The following is a 17,249-nucleotide window of genomic DNA, read 5'->3' as shown; positions in this document are numbered from 1 at the left end:
ACTCGGAGAGTTATGAAGGCATAACACACAGGCATTTTGCAGATGTGGCAGTGTTGCTTCCCCCCATAGGTGCCATTCCTTCGCAAGTTGGCTATAATAAGGGGATCAAAGTTTTCTATAAAGGCAGGAAAAATATGCGTACACGAGTTCACTTTATTGCTCCCTACGAATCGATGATTCCTATTATACAAGAGTGCATTCCTCGCTTTCCCCAGTTAGCCATTCAGACGGATGTGGGCGACTTGGCAAACGGTGTGGAATTAGCAACTCAAGCTGAGAAAAACGGTGCAGAGATTATCATCAGCCGCGGCGGAACCGCTCAATTGATTAAAAAAGCAGTGACCATTCCCGTCATTGATGTGCAGTTATCGGGCTATGATATGATTCGTTCGCTTACCCTGGCAAGCCAGTTTAACGGCCAAACAGCCATTGTTGGCTTCTCCAACATCACCTCTGGTGCACAATCGATTATTGATTTGATGGATCTGCCCCTCAAGGTCTATACCATACATAGCTCGGAAGATGTGGCACGATTGCTCCTGGAGTTGAAGGCTTCCGGGTACCGACAGATTGTTGGAGATGTGATCACCGTCAACACCGCGAAGACCTATGGTCTGGAGGGATTATTAATCCAATCTGGCCAGGAATCCATCCTTAGAGCGATGGAGGATGCACAGCTGGTCTACCGTTATTTGAGCAAAAATCATGCGATATCGATCATCCTGAATGACCTGGTTACACGGGAACATCCCAATTTACTTATTTTAAATGAACGGAATGAAGTTGTATTCGAGAACCTGACCGATTTTGGGAAAAATCCGCTGACCGATAATCACATATATCTGACCAATACCAGTCTGGAGTTCCATCAATCCCAGATCCAGAATGTGTTCATGGTGGACGATTACCAGCTCACGGTTAACGCCTATGAAACGACCCTGGACAACAAGAACTACAAGGTATATATGCTGGAAAAAGGACAACCCTATGCCTTTGCACAATTCGGCATAACAACGTTTACGGACGCATCGATGGAGCCTATCGTTGCCGAATCCCCTGCCATGCAGGCGGTATTACAGAACATTCAGGCACTCTACGAGAATCATGAACCCATCTATCTGCGGGGTGAAGCAGATTCCGGTAAATCTTTTCTGGTCAAACATATTCATCAGATGTACTCAGGTGGCGGACTCTTATTACAGATGGATCTCTCGCAAGTTCCGCCCGGTCATTTGCACAAGATACCACTCGCCAAGGTTAGAAATGTAGAGATTAACCACATGGAAACACGGATGGAAGATCCGGAGTTGCTCGCCTTTATCCAGAGCTGCCTTCAAAATCAGATTGGGGTGTTTATACTCGGGGAACAGATAATGAACCCGCAGTGGTCACTTGATCTGGAGCTTAATACAATCATGATGCCAAATCTTGCGGATAGACCAGAGGATCTGGCTCCACTGATGCAACATTTCCTGACGGATTACTACCACAAATACGGAACTACTGCGGTGAGAATCAAAGAAGATGCTCTACAGCTGATCCAAGATCAGATCACACATATGAATGTCAACCAGCTGAAACATCTGATCAAGCAGGCTGCACTCAACGAACAAGATTATGTAATCACCACGGCTACCTTGTCCCGCTTGCTGGATCAGCAACCTTCTTCAAGCCCAATGAAGTTGAACGGTACGCTGAAGGAGATTGAGAAAGAAGTTATTCAGTTCGTGCTTCAGGAGGAAAATAACAATCAATCAAAGGCCGCAGAGCGTCTGGGGATTAACCGGGCCACATTATGGCGTAAACTTAAAGATTAACTTTAAGTTTGCGTCTTTTTTATCGCTTTTATGTGTTGCATTTTTAAACAGTTAACTGCGTATTTAAAATTTACAATAATTTATTGTTGCTATATTAAACGATATGGGATAATATAATCCCTGCAAGCGCTTCATAAAAACGATTACTTCATAAGGAGCTACTACTATGAACATTAAAGCAACTTTAGATCGCATCCCTGGCGGTATGATGGTCGTTCCCCTGTTACTTGGTGCAACCATTAATACATTCTTCCCGAATGCCCTGCGCATTGGCGGATTCACGGAAGCACTTTTTGTTAACAGTGCCAGTACGTTGATTGCCCTGTTCCTGTTCATTGCGGGTACACAGATTACGTTTAAAACAGCAGGTTCCTCTGTCGGCAAAGGTTTGACCTTGCTTACGTTCAAATGGGTGATTGGTGCAGCCCTTGGTTTTATCGCTATTTTGTTCGCGGATTCAAACGGGTTATTTCTCGGTCTGGCCCCGCTGGCCATTATTGCTGCAATGACTAACTCTAATGGCGGTTTGTACATTGCTCTCGCCGGCCAATACGGGAAAGAAGATGACAAAGCAGCCTACCCTTTCCTCGCTCTCAGTGATGGTCCTTTCCTGACCATGGTAGCGCTCTCCATCTTTGGTGCGATGGGTTTTGCAAACGGTATGTTTTCCCCTATGGCCTTTGTTGCGGTATTGCTTCCACTCATCGTTGGTGTCATTATTGGTAATCTGGACCGCAATCTGGCGGAATGGCTGCATAAAGGCAGTGACAAACTTGTTCCGTTCTTTGCATTTGCTCTGGGTATGAACATTAGCTTCTCCTCCATCATTCAAGGTGGTCTTAGCGGAATTTTACTTGGTGTGTTAACCGTGTTATTAACGGGGGGAATCGGTTTCCTGCTCTTTAAAGCCATCGGCTGGAACCCTATCGTGGGTGCTTCCGAAGGTTCAACAGCCGGGAATGCCGTAGGTACACCTGCTGCCATCGTGGCTGCTAATGCTTCATTTGGCCCAATTGCCGAGATTGCTACGGTGCAAATTGCAGCGAGCGTTGTAACAACAGCCATCCTGTTGCCGATCTTCATCGGGTTCCTCTCCAAACGATTAGAGAAATCAGGTGGAGTCGAGAAATACAATCAACGACCAACCACATAAATGGGTATCACCTGATTTAATTTGCTTAATCTGTGCTTAATGGATGATCTGAACGGACTTTATATTAAATTGTGCTTACAAGGAGGGATGACTGCATGAAATTAGCCATTATTGCAGATGATTTGACCGGTGCCAATGACAGCGGGGTGCAGCTTGCCCGTCACGGCTTAAAGACCAGTGTTCTTTTTAATATAGATGAAGGCCCTCTTACACGTTACGATGCCGTCGTCTTTGATACAGATAGTCGTTCCATATCCTCGCAGGAAGCGTATGACCGTGTATATCGGGCTGCTGAATTGCTGACGAACAACGGATTTGAGACGATTTTCAAAAAAATGGACTCCACCATGCGTGGTAATATCGGCATCGAGATTGATGCTGTATATGATGTCGTAAAGCCGGACTTTATGATGATTGCCCCGGGTTATCCAAAAAATAACCGGACGATATTGGAAGGAATCCATTACCTGAACGGCGTTCCGCTGGCAGATACTGAAATTGCCCATGATCCGAAGACACCTGTAACGATTTCCTACCTTCCGGACTTGTTAAAACAACAGACCAAGTACGAAGTTGGCGAGATCACCGTCGCCGATCTGGAAGCCGGGCAGAATCATATTCGCACCAAGCTAGAGCAGTTGAAAACAAAGAATATCCCGTATGTAATGGTGGACTCCACCGAAGAAAGACATCTGGAACTGATTCTGCAGATGACTCGCGAGTTGGAGTATACCTTTACTTGGGCAGGTTCGGCGGGCATTGCCAATTACCTCCCCGCACATTACGAGTTGGAATCCAGGGCTGCGTCACTTGATATCCCGGAGAATCCCGGTCCAATCCTAACGGTGGTTGGCAGCGTGAACAAAAACTCCCGAGAGCAACTGCATCGCTTGATGCGCAAGTCCCGCGTAGCTTCAGTCTCCTTCCATTCCTTCAAAGCGGTATCCGCAACCGCAGACCGCGCGGAAGAGATGGAACGTGTCTATAACGAGGTTCGAGACAAAGCGCTGGAAGGACAAGATGTTGTCCTCTACTCCACCGCTGAACAGGTGGATATCGAACTGGCACGAGCAACGGGCGAAATTCGTGGTCTTAATCACACGGAAGTCAGCAACGAGATTGTACTTGCGATGGGTGAGATCTGTGCCAGACTGCTGGAAGAGGGATTGTTCAAAGGGGTATCCATGACCGGTGGCGATACAGCAAAACAAATCTGTCTGAAATGGAATATTAGCGGCTTCGAGTTGCTGGATGAGCTTGAAATCGGCGTGCCGATCTCCAAGTTTATAGGGATTGATGATCTGCATGTGATTACCAAAGCAGGCGGATTCGGTAAACCGGATGTCTTTATCCATGCGATTCAAAAATTAAAAGGGGGTATTCTCGTATGAAACCTACAATTGGAATTACGATGGGCGACGCAGCAGGTATTGGACCGGAGATTATTATGAAAGCACTGGGTCATCAAGAAATGTACGATCAGTGCAATCCACTCGTTATCGGTGATGCGAAGATTCTGGAGCGTGTGTTGCCTGTCATCGGTTCAAGTCTGAACGTTAACGCGATTCAAGAGCCTTCTGAAGCCAAGTATGAATTCGGTACTGTGGATGTGATTGATCTGAACCTCGTTCCTGCGGATCTGGAATACGGTAAAGTATCTGCCGTGGCTGGAGATGCAGCATTCCAGTTTCTCGCCAAAGCCATTGATCTTGCCAAAACACAGCAGATTCACTCCATCTGCACCGCGCCTTTGAACAAAGAAGCTCTGCATCAAGGGGGGCACCTGTATCCGGGGCACACCGAGATTCTGGCTGACCTGACGGATACGCAGGACTTCTCGATGATGCTGACCACGCCTAATCTGCGCGTTATTCACCTGACAACACACATGGGTCTGATCGATGCCATTGCAAGTATTAACCCGGAAAGAACCTACACCGTAGTGAAGCTTGCTCATGATACGTTGAAAAAAGCAGGCTTTGAGAATCCGCGCGTTGCCGTATGCGGAATCAATCCTCATGCTGGAGAGAACGGCTTGTTCGGTAATGGAGAAGAAGAAGAGAAACTGCAGCCCGGCATTGAGCGTGCACAGCAGGAAGGCATTAACGTCGTTGGTCCACTCCCGGCGGACACACTCTTCTTCCGAGCTGGTCGCGGTGACTTCGATATCGTCGTAGCCTCCTATCACGACCAAGGCCATGCACCGATCAAGGTAATGGGCATTGAAGAAGGCGTGAACATCACCGTTGGCCTGAAAGGCGGTATCATCCGTACGTCTGTTGACCACGGTACGGCCTTCGATATCGCCGGTAAAAATATCGCCGATGATAAAAGCATGCTGGCTGCCATTCGCTCTGCTATCGAGCTGGCGCCGAAGGATCGAGGATAACATCAAGATTCATTCGGTACATGCGTGAGTCTGATCGTAAGATCAATTGTATTCGTATCGGTATATATTCGTTATTCGATAAATAGAAAGAAAAAGGCAAACCCTCTGTAAGTTCAAGGGTTTGCCTTTTGTATATCGTCCGCCCATTTATCCAGAACAATAGTCTTGGTTGGTATTATGGCCATCAAACATATGCTAAACTGATCATAATAAGCAAGTAAAGTGAAGAACTTCTACAGACCTGCAGTACACATCGATTACGTGAAGTTCACACCGATTTTAAATGATAAAAAGGAAGAGATTTAATGGGACGAAAACAATCTTTTACTGAAACAGAGCTACTGGACACAACTAAAAAATTAGTACTTGAGCATGGCTATGACGGTTTTCATCTCAAGCTGCTCTCACAGCATCTGTCCGGAGCCCGGAGCACGATATATCAATATTACGCGAATAAAGAAGAGATCGTCGCTGCTTGTATGAAGCGATCAATTGCAACCGTATTAGAGAATTCATTAGCCATTGATGAGACAGATCCAATGGATGCTCTTGAGCAACTGCTTCTGATCTACGCAGAAGAATCTACGCTCCATCAACTTTTGGGAGATGCTAGTAAAATTAATACGACTAATTCTGCTGCAGCAGCGAGAGATCTTGAATTTATTGAGGAAGCACATAGGACCCTAAAAATTCAATTATCACGCTTGTTTGAACGCGCTCAGCAGGATCAAGCCCTGCGACAAGATATTCCTCTACCTGTACTTATTGGTGTTTTTTTTAACTTAATTAATACGCCTAATATGCTAAATATCCCTACGCCTGATTGGGGAAAGCTGCTGTTCCAAATGTGGATCGGAGGAGCCAAGAGCTAACTTTATTCTTGGCTTTAATTTGACACAAGTGTCATTTATATCGTTTAATAATGAAGACCGCGTGGCCGCGCATCTAAATTGACACTTGTGTCAAAAAAAAAGATAGAGAAGGAGTTGAACAGATCATGTTTTTAGCGATGAAGGAGTTAATGCATAATAAAATGAAGTTTTTGATGATTATCATTATCTTCGTACTAATGGCTTGGTTGGTATTTATTTTATCCGGTCTGGGAAATGGATTATCTACGCTAGCCGCATCAACATTCAAGACCATGAAGGCTGATTATGTCATCTTTGAAGAAGGAGCTCAGTCTTCCATGAGCAAGTCACTGCTGTCAGATCAACTGGTGGCGAAGGCGGAACAACTTCCTAATGTGGATGCTGCATCACCCATGGGAAGTACGATGGCAACGGCACTGAAAGAGAATAGCACCAAGAATGAAGATAAGGTAGATATAGCGATTATAGGAATTGACCCAGGAAGCTTTTTGGAACCAGCTATTGTAGAAGGTAAAAGCCTGTCTTCCGAGAACCCTACGGGTGTCGTGGTGAATTCAACCATGAAAGATGAGGGCTATCAACTTGGGGACACGTTTCAACTGGATGGAACGACTGAATCCTTGACAATTATCGGATATGTGGAGAATCAGACGTATAACCACGTTGCATCCGTATTTACCCCAATGGCTGAATGGCGGAAGATTGCCTTCGCGGCTCCAAGTTCAGATAAAGGAATTGCCGGACCTGTTAATGCGATCATGTTACAAGGCGAGAATATTGATCCAGAAGCTATAAATAAAGAGTTATCCAGCACAGATACAGTTACCCGAGCAGCAGCTGTACAAGGAATGCCAGGATACAAAGAAGAGAACGGTACGATTCTAATGATGCTTGCATTTCTACTCGCGATCTCTGCATTTGTACTCGGGGTATTCTTCTATGTCATTACGATGCAAAAAACCAACCAGTTTGGCATTATGAAAGCGATAGGCGCTAGTAACCGTTTCTTGGGAAAAGCCATTATCTCGCAAGTGTTTGTACTTTCGCTGACTAGTATTTTTGTTGGAATCTTGCTAACTTATGGGACAGCAGCAATTATGCCAAAAGGAATGCCATTTAAGCTGGAAACCAGTCTTGTCTTCAATTATTCTATTATCTTGCTGGTTATTGCTATGTTAAGTTCACTGGTATCTGTTCGCAAAATTACTAAGATTGATCCGCTTAAGGCGCTCGGGAGGGTTGAATAATGAGTAAGGGACTGCACATGCGGGAAGTCACCATGTATTATACCGAAGGAAACAATCGGATCACCGCGCTTGATCATGTATCCATATCCGTGGAACCGGGGGAGTTTGTTGCTGTAGTCGGACCTTCTGGTTCTGGTAAAAGTACATTCTTATCTATTGCTGGGGCCATGCTGAAAGCCTCCGAAGGAGATATTCAACTAAACGGAAATCATATTTCGAAGCTTACGGAGAAAGAGCTATCTAATATAAGGCTGCAAGAAGTTGGATTTATTATGCAATCTTCAAATCTAGTTCCCTATCTAAATGTTCTGGATCAACTGCTAGTTGTAAAAAGGATGACCGGGACGATTAAAAAAGAGGATAAGGCATTTGCCACCAAGCTGCTGGAAGAACTGGGGCTGGGTTTGAAGTTAAAAAGTTTTCCCGAAGAGTTATCCGGTGGTGAGAAACAACGGACAGCCATTGCTCGTTCTTTAATGAATAATCCCAACATCATCTTAGCCGATGAACCAACCGCCAGTTTGGATACCAAACGAGCCCATGAAGTGGTTAGTCTAATCGCGCAAGAAGTGAAATCACGCCAAAAGGCGGCCATTATGGTTACCCATGATGAGCGTATGCTTGAATATTGTGACAGAGTATATCGGATGTATGATGGCGGTTTGTCCCTAGCTGAATCGTAAATATATGGACCAAACAATATACCATTTCTCTTCTCTATTCTTTCTTTTATAAAAAGCTTCTATTCAGAAAAGAGTAACATGTTAAGTAGATTTTAGGTCTGTCCATCACTCTCCTCGTCCCACTCACTCTAGGCTCCCAAGTGGTTCGGGTCTCTCACCCACAAGTATAACTTCACGCTCGCTCTGCGAACGTCTGCTTCGGCGATATGCACTTGGTGACATTCCGTTCTGTTTGTTGAAGATGCGATTGAACTGGGAAAAGCTTGTGAACCCACACTGTGCAGCAATATCTGTGATTTTCTCACTCGAATTCAGCAGCATTTGCTGGGCATTCCGAATACGGGTCATCTGCACGTACTCTGTGAAGGTGAAGCCGGTAACCTTATTGAATTGGCGAGACAAGTGATGGGCACTTACATAAAAGCGCTTGGATACCTCGTCCAAAGATAAATCCTGCTGATAATGGCTGTGAATATAAGAGGCAATGGCATACATGCGCCTGGACATCGTTGATCCAGTCTCTTCACGCACATACCCGTTCTCTGGTGAGTAACGATGAAGAGCACAGAGAAACTCCACGAACTTGCTATGAATCATAACCGATTGAAGGACAGAAGGGTGCTGCGATATAGCAAAAATATCATTGATTGGCGCGAGGACTTCCTTGCGTCTTTCTTCTGTAAATCGGAATATCGGGACCGGTTTATCAAAAATCGAGAACAGCTCTTTGTAACCGCTATCAAGACCAGGTGTATTACGTGGCATGGCAAAGGTGATCATCAATCGTTTCGGCGGAGCACCCTTCGGATATTGCGTTTTATGCAGCAATGAAGGCCGCAGCAGAACGATATCCAGAGGCTGGATCTCATATAAACTGCCTTCAATGATGTGCGCAGCTGTGCGATCGAGAAGGATACAGATTTCATAGAAATCATGGAAATGCTGAAATTCCATATTCAGTTCATGGGAGCGCTCGTCATAATCCAGATGATAAAAAAGTGAATCTCCAGGCTGGTTCACATGGATCGCATATCCTTGCTCGTATGCCAAAACCGATGGTGTCATGGACATACCCCCTATCCTGATTCTAATGATTTTATTTTAGCATGAAATGCAATAAAAAGACGTTATTTTCAGCATACAATACATAGTTTCGCCCATTTCTCTTTTGTTATGATAGAGTTGATATGTTAGCGCTTGCAGTATTATCACTCCAACAACGACTACAGCCTGTACTTACTACAAACCAAGGTGGGAAACCAACATGAAAATGAATTCCTTATATACTCGAATCCATACCATTGTGAAACACTTGGAACGTGCACGACTAACCTCAAAGACATATATCCCTGAGCTTTATCATAAAGAAAGTGGTTACCACTCCTGGGAACTGGTGCATGAGGACCCTTCCTCCTGGAACGTATTCCGTAAGGGTGATGGCTGGGGTGGCAAAGATGTACACAGCTGCTTTAAAACCCGCATTCGAATCCCGGATCATCTGGAAGGAAAAAAGGTCGTGTGTACCATCGTTACTGGTGCTGATGACATCTGGAATTACGATAATCCGCAATTCTTAGCATTCCTCAATGGGGAACTGATCTGCGGTCTAGACGTGAACCATACGGAAATTGACCTGACACCCGCTGCGGCAAAAGGTGATGAATTCGAACTGGCATTATATGCGTATTGCAGTACGTCTGCCGCAGATGTTTTTCTAAATGTATATATCGCCGAGCATCATCAGCAAGTCTCCGATTTGTATTACGATCTCAAGGCTGCGCTGGATGCTGCGGATCTACTGCGTGAGGATGATCTGGAGCGCCTGAAGTTGGTCGAACATCTGAATAAAGCCGTGAATTTGCTGGATTTGCGCCAGGAAAACAGCGCAGAATTCCATGCGTCGGTACTGGAAGCGCGCCGATATCTGCAAGATCATGTCTATGGTGATATCCGCCCTGCCGGTGATCACATCCCTACCGTGCACTGTATCGGACACACGCATATCGATGTGGCATGGCTGTGGACGCTGGATCAGACTCGGGAGAAGGTCATTCGTAGCTTCGCGAGTGTATTGTATCTGATGGACAAGTTCCCGGAGTATACCTTCATGTCCTCTCAGCCCCAGCTGTATGCATACCTGAAAGCAGACTACCCATCCCTATATGAAAAAATCAAGGAAAAGGTGGCCGAAGGCCGCTGGGAAGCGGAAGGTTCAATGTGGCTGGAAGCCGATTGTAACCTGATTTCGGGTGAATCCATGATCCGTCAGATTATCTACGGCAAACGTTTCTTCAAGGAAGAATTCGGCGTAGAGAACCGTGTGCTCTGGTTGCCGGATGTATTTGGTTATAGTGCAGCGATGCCGCAGATTATGCGCAAGAGCGGCATTGATTATTTTATGACAACCAAAATTGCCTGGAATGATACAAACCAGATTCCAAACGATACGATGTACTGGAAAGGAATCGACGGATCAGAGGTCCTGACCCACTTTATCACAGCAACAGACTATGACAAACACCCTGATTTCAGGCAGCGTCGCTTCGAAACGACCTATAATGGACGATTTAATGCTTCGCAAGTGAAAGGTACATGGCAGCGATACCAGAACAAAAACATCAATGCAGATGTCCTGCAATGTTTCGGATTCGGAGACGGCGGCGGCGGACCCACCGAAGAGATGCTGGAGCATGGCAGACGACTTGATGTTGGATTGCCTGGTGTACCTGCGGTGAAACGCACCTTTGTACGCGAGTTTTTCGAGAAGCTGGAGCAAAATCTGGCTGATGTTCCTTCCGTTCCTCGCTGGTCGGGTGAGCTGTATCTGGAGTATCACCGGGGTACCTACACGTCCATGGCGCGCAACAAACGGTATAACCGTCATAGCGAATTTGCGCTGGCCGATGCCGAACTATATGCCATGATTCATCGTCAGGCGAATGCACATGCGGCCTATCCAACCGATGCACTGGAGCATGCGTGGAAGCTCACGATGCTGAACCAGTTCCATGATATTCTCCCGGGCAGCTCCATTGAGCAGGTATATGTGGATTCCAAGGAGCAGTATGAAGAAGTGCTGCGTGTCACGGATGAGCTGAAAGACAGTGCGCTGAACGGCATTGCAAGCCGAATTACATCTGATGGCGAAGCCATTGTGGTATTCAACACGACCGGATTTGTACGGACGGATGTGGTTGAACTGCCTGCTTTTGCGAGAAAAGTGACGGTCTATGATGGAGATCGCCCTGTACCAAGCCAGCGGACTCCCGAAGGCGGACTTGTGTTCCTTGCAGAGAACGTGCCTGCATCCGGGTATAAATCCTTCCGAATCACACCAGATCTGACAGACGAGCTTGTTGCGGGCGTATCGGTTGCACAGTGGGAAGCAGATCGGCGCCACATCCATACACCTTGGTACAATATTCACCTGAATGAAAGTGCCGAGTTCACATCCGTATGGGACAAGCTGGAGGGCCGTGAGCTACTTCAGTCTGGCAAGCGTGGTAACGTGCTGCAAGTGTTCGAGGATCGACCTGCGGAATACGAGGCATGGAACATTGACGATTATTATGAACAGCATATGTGGGAGATTAATGACCTGCAGTCGCTGGAGTGGGTTGAAAGTGGGCCGGTACGTTCCGTGCTTCAAGTGAAGCGACAGTTCCTGGACTCGGTCATTGAGCAGACAATCATCTTCTACGCGCATACGCGCCGGATTGATTTCCGTACGTTTGTGGACTGGAAGCAGGAGCATTTGCTGCTGAAAGCCGCCTTCCCGCTCGATATCTGGAGTGAAAAGGCCGTCTACGAAATCCAGTATGGCAACGTTGAGCGTGCTACCCACCGTAATACGAGCTGGGATCAAGCCCGGTTTGAAGTATGCGGGCAGAAGTGGGCCGATCTGGCGGAGAACGGGTACGGTGCTGCTCTGCTGAACGACTGCAAATACGGATATGATATTCATAACTCGGTGATGCGACTGTCGCTGATCAAGAGCGCAACGTACCCGAATGAAAATGCCGACAAAGAGCAGCACGTATTCACCTACGCGCTCTATCCGCATCAGGGCGACTTCCGTGAAGGACGTGTCATCCAAGCTGCTTATGATCTCAACCGTCCGCTGGTTGCCCGTGAAGTAAGTCCGCAAACCGGTACGTTGCCGGGAACATGGTCAATTGCATCGGTCGATCAGGATAATGTCGTGCTGGAGGTTATCAAAAAAGCCGAGAACAACGATGATATGATCATCCGAGTCTACGAAGCACATGGCCGCCGCAGCCGTGCTTCCCTGCAATTGCCTGAGGGAGCAGGTGTTACGGCGTACGCGTGTGATTTGCTCGAGAATAACGAAGCGGAATGCGCCGTGGAAAATGGTCGAATTTCTTTTGATATCAAACCGTATGAGATTCTGACCTTCCGTATCCCTGCTGAACAGTAAACAGAAATTACGCAACATGAAAAACTGCAACATTGCTTAATATGCTTCAACAATAAAGCAATAAAGGGCTGCCTCCTGTCATATCTGACATGAGAGCAGCCCTTCATTTGTCGTTCTTTAAAATTCTTCGTACTCGCTTGGGTCCTGATCCCACAAACGTCCATCTGGACGATTAAATGCAGAGATGACCTGCATCTCTTCTGTGCTCAACTCAAAATCGAATATATCGATATTTTCCTGTTGATGCTGCAAGGAGCCGGCTTTCGGAATGGGAATGGAACCCAGCTGAACATGCCAGCGCAGAATGATCTGGGTTGGCGTTTTGCCATGCGTTTCCGCAATCCGAAGAATGTTCTCATCCTTCAGAATATCCTGTACGGCATCATTGCCACGTCCAATCGGACTCCAGGATTCGTTCACGATGCCATGCTTTGTATCCTGTTCCCGCTGATCGGCTTGGTCAAAGAACGGATGCAGCTCAATCTGATTCAGACTCGGCGCTATCCCCGTTTCCTTAATCAGCCGTTCATTGTGCTCAGGCAGGAAGTTGCTGACTCCAATGGATCGGATATATCCACGTTTTTTGGCTTCGATCAGCGCTTGCCATGCCTCGACATACATGTCCTTCTTCGGATTGGGCCAGTGAATCAGATACAGGTCGTAATAATCCAGATCCGCTCTGTACAGGGATTCCTGGATCGCCACAAGTGCTTTATCATGAGCGTGATAACGCCCCGGCAGCTTCGAGGAAATGAGCAGTTCTTCTCTGGCGATGGAGCTTTGTTTGATTGCTCTGCCCACCGTTGCCTCATTCTCATAGTTATACGCCGTATCAATTAATCGATAACCCGCATCCATTGCGGACGCGATCGATTTAACGCCTTCTTCACCTTTTAAACTATAGGTACCAAATCCAATTGCAGGCACTTTCAAGCCATCGTTCAATGTATATTCCGGAATTTGATGATTCATCTGAAGACTCTCCTTTGCAAAAGGTATACGAACAATATGGTGAAAATAACGCCCCTCTCCGTTTATCTACCCCTCCATACGCGCTTGAATCAATTGGAAGCCACCACTCCGTTTTAGTCAGGTGACGGCTTCCTCTTCTAGCTCTCATGAAGAACGGTCTCCTTTTCATTCAAACGAAGAGATGGGCGTGGCCGATAACCGTTGATTGCCTATAAAGTTCTTAATAGCCATAGCAGCCTGCTTATACCCGCCAGCATCGCGTAACGTTTTCCCAATAACCTCAGCATGCTCCTTGTAGGAGGCATTACCGAGTACTTCTAATACTGCGTTTCTAAGCACATCGGGTGTAAGGTTATTTTTGTCCACGATGACCCCTGCTCCCAACTCCTGTACCCGGCCTGCTACACGCGGCTGATCCGATGTTAACGGAAGCATGATTAATGGTACATTGTAATACAAAGCTTCGCTGGTACTGTTCATGCCTGCATGTGTTAGAAAAGCATCTACACACTGCAACACTTCCAGTTGAGGGACATAGGGTCTTATGATGAAATTATCAGGAATGAGATCAGCAATGGGCTCCAAATCGGTATCCTTCCCAGAAGACAAGATAAACTGCACAGGCAAATCACGAAAGGCCGTAAAGCAAAGCTTATAAAACTCAAGATCTTTATTTAAAATGGTTCCCATCGAAATATAAACGACCTGCTTATAAAGAGCATGCAGAGATTCATTTGCAAAGCCTGGCGCATCCTTGCGGGGTATAATAGATGGGCCAGTGAATACAAAGCTGTCATCCAGCTTCTCCCCCATGGGTTGAAAATAACGACTTGTATACACAATCTTCAGTTGTCCTGAATGCTCTAAAAGTTCCGCCAGGGAAGGTACAGCCACATCGAACTGGGAAGCTATTTGCTGGGACACTTCCACGATGCTGTTATATAACTCCTTGACCTCCTCCGTATCATCATTCAGTTGATTGTCTGACCCAAGAGGCTCCACAAAAACAAAGGTGCTGGTTGAACATACCGTTGGTATACCTAGCTTCTCACCTAGAATTTGTCCTCCCCAGCCTATGATGGAGTCAAAAATGATATAATCGTAGGTTTCATGTTCGATCAGATTCAGAACATCTGGAATAAACCGTTGAATAACTTTTGCCAATATCATATATAAAAATTGGTAAGGATGCTTGAGTTCAAATGGCTTCATACCAGGGTTGTTGAGCAGGGTAGCCTCGTTGAAGGAGTAGGCTTTAAATTGTGCGCCTAACGCTTCAATCTTCGTCCGGTATTTTTCGGTACAACAGTAAACCACTTCATCACCGTTCTCTACCAGTTCCTTGATTAATCCAAGCGACGGATTGATATGGCCTTCTGCAGGGATCATCACAACTAATACACGTGCCACGGCACTCACCTCCATTAAATTTTCCAATGCACTCAAGTGGGAGATATGGTAACCCATTCTTCCAGACCATTGGCTTGAATAAATAAAACTCTACTACCTCATTGAGGCGGTAGAGTTCCTATTCATGAGACGGAAGCATTAAAGTCTACGATACCTAACGTTTTTTACTCTCACGAGCTGGTCACGGCACCCAGACATCCCTTTTATAAAAGGTTACGCTGTAAGCATCGGTATCGCTGTATCGTCCATCTTTGCTTATCACTTTAAAATATACATTATTGTAGTCGACAAGAACTGTATCCGCTCCTGACGTATTCGTAGAAGAAGCAACCAAATTTCCAGCGCTGTCATAGGCGTACAGATCGTAATCATAGCCGGAAGGAGAACCCAGCACGACAGATTTGCCATGCCCTCTGAATGTAAAGTAGTCTACATCTGTCGGGGATGATAGATAAGACCAAGCACTTCCACCCCAGTAAGCCGGACCGTAGGGAGTGGCCACCGTTTGCGTTGGGATTTTATACGCGCTGCTCAAAGTGTCATTCGACTCGTAATTATCCGCCAAGGCCGTACCCACAATCGATCCTGATAAAAGCGTCACCATAATAGCAGAATACAATGTTTTCTTCATTTCATTCTCCCTCCATTTCTTTTGAAAAGTTAGCACGCCAAAGAGACTTCATGCTTTTCCCTCGTTCATAGACACGCCTGATCAGAAAAAGCTCCAAATCACTCCTTTCAAAATATGGAATTAATTAGATTATAATGTAAACAAATACATATTGTCCACTTGTTTTTGCAGACATTCTTTTTTGTTATCTTGCACTGAACCCTATCCCATGAACTGACCGTCAGTCTCATAAATAAAACATTTGGATGTGTTCCTGTGATTTTAAAAATTAGCCAACTTGCCAACACTCGACGTGTTCTCACCCATGGCCGAATTGGAGGGCATCCAAACGTAAAAACGACCACCAATATGGTGGCCGTCACATCTATTTTAATAAATCTTCTTAGTACTCTCGCGCATATTGCTTATCCTCTTTCAGTTGCACAATGTCATGTCCGGTTGGATTTTGGAAGGCCCGTAGTCCAAATGTTGACGCCACCGCGAAGATATGGTCAAAGATATCCGCCTGAACGTTCTCATATACACCCCAGTTAATATCATTGCTGAATGCATAGATTTCCAGAGGCAGCCCGCGATCTTCCGGTGCTAATTGTCGCACAATCATCGTCATATCTTTATTGATTTTTGGATGATTCCTCAAATATTGATGGATATATTCCCGGAATACACCGACATTTGTCAGTTGTCTGCCGTTCACGTTGCTTTCGGTATTCACCTCGTGCTCCATGTTGTATGCTTGAATTTCCTTTAATTTTTCCGTGACATAATCAGTCAGGTAGTGGATTTTTTCGAATTCAGCCACCATCTCTTCCGTACAAAAACGGATACTGCTGATATCAATATAGATACTCCGCTTAATCCTTCTGCCACCGGACACCTGCATGCCTCTCCAGTTACGGAACGAGTCCGAAATGAGGGCGTAGCTTGGAATCATCGTAATCGTTTTATCAAAATTCATAACCTTTACCGTATTCAATGTAATGTCGATGACATCACCGTCCGCATTATACTTTGGCATCTCGATCCAGTCACCAACACGCACCATATCGTTCGACGATAGCTGTACACCCGCCACGAGGCCCAGGATCGAGTCTTTGAATACGAGCATTAATACCGCCGATAACGCCCCAAGTCCACTAAGGATAATGAGCGGGTTCTGTCCGATCAGGCTGGAGATGACGATAATGCCCCCGATAATGAACAGGACAATCTTGGCTACCTGAATGTAACTCTTGATTGGGCGTATCTTCGACACCTCATAGGTACGATAGATATCATCGAACACATTCAGCAGAGCATTCAGAACCGTAATCATGATAACAATCATATAGGTCATTGCTGATTTTTCAATTATGGCCTGATAGGGCGAGAAAATATAAGCAGAATAATAGATTATAATGGCTGGCACAAGATGCGACAGCTTCTGAAATAAATTTTTCTGAACCACAATATGGCCCCACTTGAAACGGTTGTTACTTACGATACGATGGACCGTCTTCAGTACCACTCGCTTGGCAATCACATTCGCTAATATCGAGATCACTGCTATAAAAATAATCATAATGATGTTTGAAAGATAACCAATGGAGGGTCCACTCATGCCGAGTTCTTCTAGTTGATTTCTGATAAAGTCCATT

13 protein-coding genes are annotated in these 17,249 nt (G+C 45.8%); 8 read left to right on the top strand and 5 right to left on the bottom strand.

Annotated elements, in window-relative coordinates:
• Positions 1-134 precede the first annotated feature (134 nt).
• From AC1DE7_RS25010 to AC1DE7_RS24980, 7 genes are all read left to right on the top strand, one after another.
• A complete protein-coding gene (locus tag AC1DE7_RS25010) occupies positions 135-1,817 on the top strand; it encodes a PrpR N-terminal domain-containing protein (protein ID WP_477535394.1) in 1,683 nt (560 codons plus the stop codon).
• Positions 1,818-1,983: 166 nt separating this feature from the next.
• On the top strand, positions 1,984-2,970 hold the full coding sequence (locus AC1DE7_RS25005; RefSeq protein WP_036616292.1) for a 2-keto-3-deoxygluconate permease: 987 nt from the start codon (positions 1,984-1,986) through the stop codon (positions 2,968-2,970).
• Positions 2,971-3,065: 95 nt separating this feature from the next.
• Complete coding sequence (locus AC1DE7_RS25000) at positions 3,066-4,361, top strand: four-carbon acid sugar kinase family protein (protein WP_076329623.1); 1,296 nt, start codon at positions 3,066-3,068, stop codon at positions 4,359-4,361.
• Entirely contained in the window at positions 4,358-5,359 is a 1,002-nt protein-coding gene (gene pdxA / locus AC1DE7_RS24995) for a 4-hydroxythreonine-4-phosphate dehydrogenase PdxA (protein WP_477535393.1), read from the top strand. Before AC1DE7_RS25000 ends, pdxA begins: the two co-directional genes overlap by 4 nt.
• A gap of 305 nt (positions 5,360-5,664) precedes the next feature.
• Positions 5,665-6,231 carry a TetR/AcrR family transcriptional regulator gene (locus AC1DE7_RS24990; RefSeq protein ID WP_100526455.1) on the top strand — a complete coding sequence of 189 codons (567 nt, stop codon included), beginning with the start codon at positions 5,665-5,667 and terminating at the stop codon, positions 6,229-6,231.
• A 125-nt stretch (positions 6,232-6,356) separates the two neighbouring features.
• Positions 6,357-7,478: an ABC transporter permease gene (locus AC1DE7_RS24985; protein WP_477535392.1), complete on the top strand. Its 1,122-nt coding sequence runs from the start codon at positions 6,357-6,359 to the stop codon at positions 7,476-7,478.
• Positions 7,478-8,161 carry an ABC transporter ATP-binding protein gene (locus AC1DE7_RS24980; RefSeq protein WP_477535391.1) on the top strand — a complete coding sequence of 228 codons (684 nt, stop codon included), beginning with the start codon at positions 7,478-7,480 and terminating at the stop codon, positions 8,159-8,161. The genes AC1DE7_RS24985 and AC1DE7_RS24980 overlap by 1 nt, the downstream gene beginning before the upstream one ends.
• A gap of 123 nt (positions 8,162-8,284) precedes the next feature.
• Here the strand turns inward: AC1DE7_RS24980 and AC1DE7_RS24975 are convergent, their stop codons facing one another.
• Positions 8,285-9,226, bottom strand: a complete 942-nt coding sequence (locus AC1DE7_RS24975; protein WP_477535390.1) for an AraC family transcriptional regulator — start codon at positions 9,224-9,226, stop codon at positions 8,285-8,287.
• Positions 9,227-9,425: 199 nt separating this feature from the next.
• On the opposite strand from AC1DE7_RS24975, the gene AC1DE7_RS24970 reads away from it, so the two are divergent.
• Positions 9,426-12,599, top strand: coding sequence for an alpha-mannosidase (locus tag AC1DE7_RS24970; protein WP_477535389.1), 3,174 nt, complete (start codon positions 9,426-9,428; stop codon positions 12,597-12,599).
• A gap of 117 nt (positions 12,600-12,716) precedes the next feature.
• Here the strand turns inward: AC1DE7_RS24970 and AC1DE7_RS24965 are convergent, their stop codons facing one another.
• From AC1DE7_RS24965 to AC1DE7_RS24950, 4 genes are all read right to left on the bottom strand, one after another.
• Entirely contained in the window at positions 12,717-13,571 is an 855-nt protein-coding gene (locus AC1DE7_RS24965; RefSeq protein ID WP_315370701.1) for an aldo/keto reductase, read from the bottom strand.
• A gap of 165 nt (positions 13,572-13,736) precedes the next feature.
• On the bottom strand, positions 13,737-14,981 hold the full coding sequence (locus tag AC1DE7_RS24960) for a macrolide family glycosyltransferase (RefSeq protein WP_477535388.1): 1,245 nt from the start codon (positions 14,979-14,981) through the stop codon (positions 13,737-13,739).
• Between the two features lie 181 nt (positions 14,982-15,162).
• Positions 15,163-15,612: a hypothetical protein gene (locus AC1DE7_RS24955; protein ID WP_127546376.1), complete on the bottom strand. Its 450-nt coding sequence runs from the start codon at positions 15,610-15,612 to the stop codon at positions 15,163-15,165.
• Positions 15,613-15,994: 382 nt separating this feature from the next.
• Positions 15,995-17,248 carry a mechanosensitive ion channel family protein gene (locus tag AC1DE7_RS24950; protein ID WP_036616263.1) on the bottom strand — a complete coding sequence of 418 codons (1,254 nt, stop codon included), beginning with the start codon at positions 17,246-17,248 and terminating at the stop codon, positions 15,995-15,997.
• Between the last annotated feature and the right edge of the window lies 1 nt (position 17,249).

The sequence above is a fragment of the Paenibacillus sp. 10L310 genome (assembly GCF_056395745.1).
This window is presented reverse-complemented; position numbering and strand designations above follow the sequence as displayed.